The 5,665-nt window shown below is 58.5% G+C and carries 8 protein-coding genes; 7 read left to right on the top strand and 1 reads right to left on the bottom strand.

Annotated features, from left to right (window positions below):
- The 6 genes from AB5Y97_RS18320 to AB5Y97_RS18295 form a co-directional block, all read left to right on the top strand.
- Window positions 1-1,499: relaxase/mobilization nuclease domain-containing protein (locus tag AB5Y97_RS18320; RefSeq protein ID WP_368158663.1), on the top strand; the 1,499-nt coding region annotated here is incomplete at its 5' end.
- A gap of 37 nt (window positions 1,500-1,536) precedes the next feature.
- Window positions 1,537-1,824: a hypothetical protein gene (locus AB5Y97_RS18315; protein ID WP_167568017.1), complete on the top strand. Its 288-nt coding sequence runs from the start codon at window positions 1,537-1,539 to the stop codon at window positions 1,822-1,824.
- A 402-nt stretch (window positions 1,825-2,226) separates the two neighbouring features.
- A complete protein-coding gene (locus tag AB5Y97_RS18310) occupies window positions 2,227-2,493 on the top strand; it encodes a CopG family ribbon-helix-helix protein (protein WP_231556881.1) in 267 nt (88 codons plus the stop codon).
- Window positions 2,481-2,774, top strand: coding sequence for a type II toxin-antitoxin system RelE/ParE family toxin (locus AB5Y97_RS18305; protein ID WP_011222050.1), 294 nt, complete (start codon window positions 2,481-2,483; stop codon window positions 2,772-2,774). The genes AB5Y97_RS18310 and AB5Y97_RS18305 overlap by 13 nt, the downstream gene beginning before the upstream one ends.
- 14 nt (window positions 2,775-2,788) lie before the next feature.
- Window positions 2,789-3,319, top strand: coding sequence for a hypothetical protein (locus AB5Y97_RS18300; protein ID WP_368158660.1), 531 nt, complete (start codon window positions 2,789-2,791; stop codon window positions 3,317-3,319).
- A 296-nt stretch (window positions 3,320-3,615) separates the two neighbouring features.
- Window positions 3,616-4,635, top strand: coding sequence for a replication initiation protein (locus AB5Y97_RS18295; RefSeq protein WP_368158658.1), 1,020 nt, complete (start codon window positions 3,616-3,618; stop codon window positions 4,633-4,635).
- Between the two features lie 155 nt (window positions 4,636-4,790).
- On the opposite strand, the gene AB5Y97_RS18290 is transcribed toward AB5Y97_RS18295, so the two are convergent.
- On the bottom strand, window positions 4,791-5,081 hold the full coding sequence (locus AB5Y97_RS18290) for a hypothetical protein (protein ID WP_368158657.1): 291 nt from the start codon (window positions 5,079-5,081) through the stop codon (window positions 4,791-4,793).
- A 208-nt stretch (window positions 5,082-5,289) separates the two neighbouring features.
- Between AB5Y97_RS18290 and AB5Y97_RS18285 the strand changes: the two genes are divergently transcribed.
- A partial coding sequence (locus AB5Y97_RS18285) for a MobC family plasmid mobilization relaxosome protein (RefSeq protein ID WP_368158654.1) occupies window positions 5,290-5,665 on the top strand: 376 nt, incomplete at its 3' end.

Raw genomic sequence — 5,665 nt, 5'->3', positions numbered from 1 at the left:
TGGCCGAAGTGGGTGGCGAGTGCCTGATCACTGCCGACCACGGCAACGCCGAGAAGATGCTGGACGAAGAGACTGGTCAGGCCCACACCGCCCACGAGATCACGGCGGTTTTGGCGGACTTCGAGGCGGTGGCGTTTGCTGGGTTGGAGCCGGAAGACGTCCACCTGACGGCGGTCCAGCACGACGAACCGGATGGCGGGGTTCACGTCCACATCCTGATCCCCCGTGTTCACCTGGGCACAGGCAAATCGTTCAACCCGGCCCCACCTGGTCACCGTAAAGCCTTCGATGCGGTGAGGGATAAACACAACCACGAAAGGGGCTGGGCGCGGCCAGACGACCCGCTTCGGGCGCGGTTGCTACGGCCAGACTTCGAGGCGTTCAAGGACAAGAGCGATAAGACAGCCATCAAGAAACAGATCACCGACCACCTATTCGCCGCCGCCGAGCAGAGAGTGATCTCCAATGCGGCGGAGCTGCGGGACTACCTACAAACCTCGCTCGGGTGCGAAATCACGCGCACGGGGGCCGATTACACCAGCATCAAGCCGGAGGGCTATCCCAAAGCTATCCGGTTAAAAGGGGAACTCTATGGAGCGTCTTGGACAGCAGAAAGAACGCTTGAGCGAGAGGCTCAAGCAGCGGCAAGAGCAGGAATTGGGCGAGGTGGAGAAGTTAGCGAAAGCGGTGCTCGACGAGCTCAAGAAAGACTTAGAGAAGCGTGTGAGCGACGAGCTGAATACAACCGTGGGCGCTATCAAGAAAGGGATCGAGGGCTTGCCCCAACAGATCACCGATTCGACCGTTCCATTGAGGGAGGTTTTGGAGCAGGCCCAGAGCGAGACCAACACCCTCAAGCTGGTCTCCAGCGTTTGGCTCAAAGCCTTGCTGGTCGGGGTATGCACCTCTGTGGGGATCGGGCTGGGGAGCTGGGGGGTATTGAGCTGGATGGGCAGCGAGGTTCAACGGTTGAACAGCGAGATCCGCAGCGCGAAAGCCACGCTGGCCCAACTCCCCAATGGGGTGAGTTACGCCAAGGGCGAGGATGGCAAGGGCTACATCCTCGCCCCCAGCATGGGGAAACCGTTCGAAACGAAGAGCGGCAAGATGGCCGTGGAGGTGAACTGAATGACCGAACTGGAGCGGATACTGCTCGACAGGCTGGAGCGGATAGAAACGGCACACCAGCAGCAAACGGCGGCGTTGGAGCTGCAATTGCAGCAGCAGGCGCGCTCTTTGAGCGAGTTGCAAACCGCTTGCACCAGTGCGCTGGCGAGCTGCGGGACGCTATGCAGCGAGCTACAGAGAGCGTTCGATACGTTGCAGAGCGGGGTAGAGCACTCGAACAGAGTCACAGGGACTGCGCTTGGGAGCTTGAACAGCAGTATCAACGACTTGAGCAAGGCGCTGAACGCCTTTCAGAAGGCGCAGCGCTGATCGCCGACAGGGCCGCGGAGCTGCGAAAAGAGCAGCGGCGAGATCGTGGATTTAGCATGTGATATATCGTCACAGTGACAATAATTAAGGAGATCGGGTATGAAATCAGGTCGGTTGGGTACACCTGACACGGTGGCGCATATTCGCCAGTTTCCCCCGGTTGAGTACGAACTGGCGATCTATCAAGGCTCACCGTGGCTATGGGCCGATGGAAAGCCGCTGATCGACCTCCTCGATGCGACCATCGACTGGATGATCGATGACGACGGCAGCCGCTGGATCGTCATTGATACCGAATACCTGCGCCAGCAGGTGGCCCACTATGCCCTGTTGTCCGCCGATACATGGCGGCAACGGTTGCTCGATGCAGGCGTGGAGGTGGATTGAGGTGCGATTGAGTGATCGGTTTCCGGGGCTGATGCTGTGGCATACCGTGGCGGCAATGGCCGCCTTGTTCGCGGCGAAAGCCCTGCTGTGCTGGGTTGCGTACTGGTTGGGCCTTGGGCCGCTCTACAGCGCTTTAGCGGGGCCTTCTTGGGGTGTGGCGGCATGGATAGCGTTGTTGGCCCTGCTGCTGCGGTGGATGAAGGTCTAGCCCGTTCTGCCGCGCTCCGCTTGGCGGCCCCCGAGCCAGTGGCGACAGACTGCGCTAGTCGCCCCAGGCTCGGGGGCTGCATTGCAGTACTGCAATCGGGTTGTGACGGCGCTTGGATTGCGTGGTAAATTTAGGTATCGCTAGGTAATACCTTTGGCTAACAGTGAGGTCTTATGTCCGCAGCTACCAAACCCATGTCTATCAAACTTGATAGCGATACCCAAAGCCGGATCAAGCAGCTAGCTGCTGCCCGCGACCGTTCAGCGCACTGGATGATGCGCGAAGCCATCACCCAGTATGTTGAGCGCGAAGAGCGCAAGGAGGCGTTCCGCCGCGATACCCTCGATGCTTGGCAGGAGTTTCAGGAGACTGGTTTGCATGTCTCTCTTGAGGAGGCCGATCAGTGGTTGGCTGGTTGGGGCACCGAGATTGAAGGTGGTGCACCTGCATGCCACAAGTGATCCTCTCTCCGGCTGCTCTGCGTGACCTTAAACGGCTGCGCGAGTTCTTGCACAGTAAGAGCCCGGTTGTTGCACAGCGAGCAGCCCAAACCATCCGTTCAGCGCTGGCCCAGCTCGGACAACAACCCGCGATGGGTCGTCCTATTGAAGGGCTCCCGGAGGTGTTCCGCGAATGGGTGATCCCCTTTGGGGACAGTGGCTATCTAGCGCGTTACCGCCTAGAGGGTGAAACCGTAGTGATCTTGGCTCTGCGTCACCAGCGCGAAGCCGGGTTTATTTAGGTCAGGGAGGTGTGATGGGTGGTTTGAACTGGGAAAAAGCTGCTAAAAACGCCAAGGCAGACAAGCGAGCTACAGGGCTGGATCTCCTCCGCAACCCTGCTGATGAGATGAGCGAAATTACTCGGTTGCAGCAGGCTCGGCAGAAGAAGAACAGACCTACCCCAAGAGCAAAACTGGACGTTGTAGACGTCGCTCCTGAACTTGCAGGGCAAGCGGTGGGCGAGGCAATACAAAGGGGGCGGTTGATCGATAAGGCGTTGACCTTTGAAGAGCGCAAGGCTGCGGTATTAAAGCGTCACGCAGAGAAAACAGGGAAAACCTTGCCAGGTCCAAATAAGCCACAGAGCAAGAAGGCGCAGCACAAGGCCGATCAGGCAGAGAAAAAGCAACGAAGAGCAGCCAAGGCAGAACGAAGCGCACAGCGGGCTGAATGGCGGAAGACTTTGCCGCCGGAGCAGGCTGAAGCGAAGATCAATCAGCTCAAAGCGGAAACCAAAGCTGCACGGAAGAACCGGGCGCTGGTTGATGATACTCCACCGTGGTAAACGAGAACCAAGAGATGCAAGGTGATTTTGACCAAGAGGCTTGGCAGAACTTAGAGGTTGAGGCTGCGTTGAGTGAGGCCAATGTGTCGGTAAAGGTGAAAGAAAGTTAGAAGCGACTAACGTTGCTCAGGCGTAGGTACTGCGTTAACGTACTGTCCAGAAAAGACAAACCCCGAACTACTGCGTTTCATCTTGGCGGAGGAAACAGTAATTCGGGGCCGTTCACTAAGAACAGAGAAAGCATATCACATGACCGATCTCACACAAGACTGCACCGCCAATAAGCGCGGTGTTCGATGGTAAAACCAGCGCTTCAAGCCGCCGAGTTCGTCGAACGGCTCCCTCTTCGCCCCTACTGCACCGACGATCCGGCGTTGGGTCTGCATATCCGCCCGCAGGCAACTGCGCTGGCCTTCCGTCACATTCAGCATAACCCACCGCCGTATGTCTCCTGTATTGTGTTTGATGTGGACAGAAAGCCCTATGAGCAGCGGCGAGAAGGGCATCAAGAGTGGCGAGAGCGTGGCTTGCCTGCGCCGCATTGGATCGCGATCAACCCCGAAAACGGCAACTACCACCTTGGCTATCTGCTGGCCGCGCCAGTGGCGCGAACCAATGCAGCCAGGTTAAAGCCACTGCGCTATCTAGCGGCCATAGAGCATGTTCTGGCGAAGCGGCTGGGCGCTGACATGGGGTACGTTGGGTTGATCACCAAAAACCCCGTACACAGCGATTGGTGGACGGTATGGCATAACCATGCGCCCTATCCCCTCGACTACCTCGCCGAGTTCTGCCCAGATGCGGATTTAGCAGCCTACAACCGCCGCAGCGGCAAAGAGGTTAGCGGACTGGGGCGTAACGTCACGGTGTTCGATAGCGTGCGGGAATGGGGCTACAGTGCGGTGCGGGAGTATTGGCGGCCCAATGGCTATGAAGCATGGGCTGAGGCTGTCCGTGTCGCTTGTGAGAGCGCTAATGCGTTTGGGCGTGAGCAAGGTGGCCCGTTGCCCCATAGTGAGATCAAGGCCACGGCCAAGAGTATCGCCCGTTGGATCTGGCGGCACCTTACCCCGACCTCGTTTGCGGATTACGTTGATCGGACACATACCCCCGAGATTCAGGCCATCAGAGGGGCTAAGGGGGGGCGCATTGGTGGCAAGGTATCCAAGGGCGGGGGGAGGCCCAAGTCCACGAACTGGGCACTATGGGAGGCCATCCAGAGCATGAAGGCTGCCGGATACCCGCACAGCACCATAGCCGACGATCTCAACATCTCGGCCAGTACCGTTAGCAAGTACGCCAAGATTTCAAAATAGCGATCGCGAAACAAAGCCTATATCAGATAACAGCGCCCGAAAGGGCGTTCTTTTTCCCTAGAGAGCCATTAGAGAGAGGATCTTGGCGAGGGGGGTAAGGCCGATCCCGAAGGGTTGTCCATCAGGCTGTGTGTTTGGCCTGTGGGCAATAGGTCTTATCCCCGGAGCTGTTTGGTTTCTGCTGTTCGCAGTGCCCGAAGGATTTCCCCGGCTTGCTCCTGTGTCAGCACCACCGCCGATCCCCCATCCCTGATCGCCTGCATTTGGGCGGCCAGCCCCTCCATCAGCGCCCTATTTATCGTCACCGTAACGTTATTATCCTGCTGCTTTGCCCGGTAGGCCGCTTGTCGTTCTGCCCCTGTTTTGGCTGATCCGGTTTTTGGCCTGCCCCGTCCGCGCTTGATGCCAAACATGTCCCCAGTTCCCTTATCTGTGGCGTCCTTCATGGAGCTATTTCCTGTCACTGTAACGGTAATTTATTATGTGTCACTGTGACGATAATTAGCAAGTTGCCGCCCCCCTGTTTTTTTGCTGTACTGGTATTAAGCCAGCCGACCCGTATTACGTTTTCACCTGCTTCGCGGCTCAACGTAACACGGGGCTGGTGAGGGGCTATGCCCCTTCAATCCCCCTAAACCCACCGCCGGAGGCAGCGTGTCCAAGGCCCAAAAGATAACCACCGTCAGCGTCAGGATCGACAAGCCGACCGCAGCCGAATGGCGCGAGCGTGCGACAGCATCCGGGCTCAGCGTATCGGACTGGATCCGGGGGGCGGTCGATGCCAACCAGCAGACGAATTTGCCGACGCCCCAACGCCGTCCCGTCCGTGTCCGCGATACCAGCAACGATGCCGATCCGGTGTTGATGCGCCAGTTGGCCGGGATGAGCAACAACCTCAACCAGATAGCCCGAGCCCTGAACGAATGCCGGTTGGCCGGCTCGTCGGTGCAACTGGTGGAGTTGCTGGCCCTGCTGCGCAGCATCGAGGCACAGGCGGGCCGCCTGCTGCCCCAGTTGCCGCCGCCCCCCA

Source organism: Aeromonas sp. R10-2 (genome assembly GCF_040908445.1).
GTDB lineage: Bacteria > Pseudomonadota > Gammaproteobacteria > Enterobacterales > Aeromonadaceae > Aeromonas > Aeromonas veronii.
This window is presented reverse-complemented; position numbering and strand designations above follow the sequence as displayed.

Bases quoted from the DNA above. Each gene is read 5' to 3' on its own strand.
- AB5Y97_RS18315 (WP_167568017.1), top strand. From the start codon at position 1,537: ATGAAATCAGGTCGGTTGGGTACACCTGACACGGTGGCGCATATTCGC.
- AB5Y97_RS18310 (WP_231556881.1), top strand. From the start codon at position 2,227: ATGTCTATCAAACTTGATAGCGATACCCAAAGCCGGATCAAGCAGCTA.
- AB5Y97_RS18305 (WP_011222050.1), top strand. From the start codon at position 2,481: ATGCCACAAGTGATCCTCTCTCCGGCTGCTCTGCGTGACCTTAAACGG.
- AB5Y97_RS18300 (WP_368158660.1), top strand. From the start codon at position 2,789: ATGGGTGGTTTGAACTGGGAAAAAGCTGCTAAAAACGCCAAGGCAGAC.
- AB5Y97_RS18295 (WP_368158658.1), top strand. From the start codon at position 3,616: ATGGTAAAACCAGCGCTTCAAGCCGCCGAGTTCGTCGAACGGCTCCCT.
- AB5Y97_RS18290 (WP_368158657.1), bottom strand. From the start codon at position 5,081: ATGAAGGACGCCACAGATAAGGGAACTGGGGACATGTTTGGCATCAAG.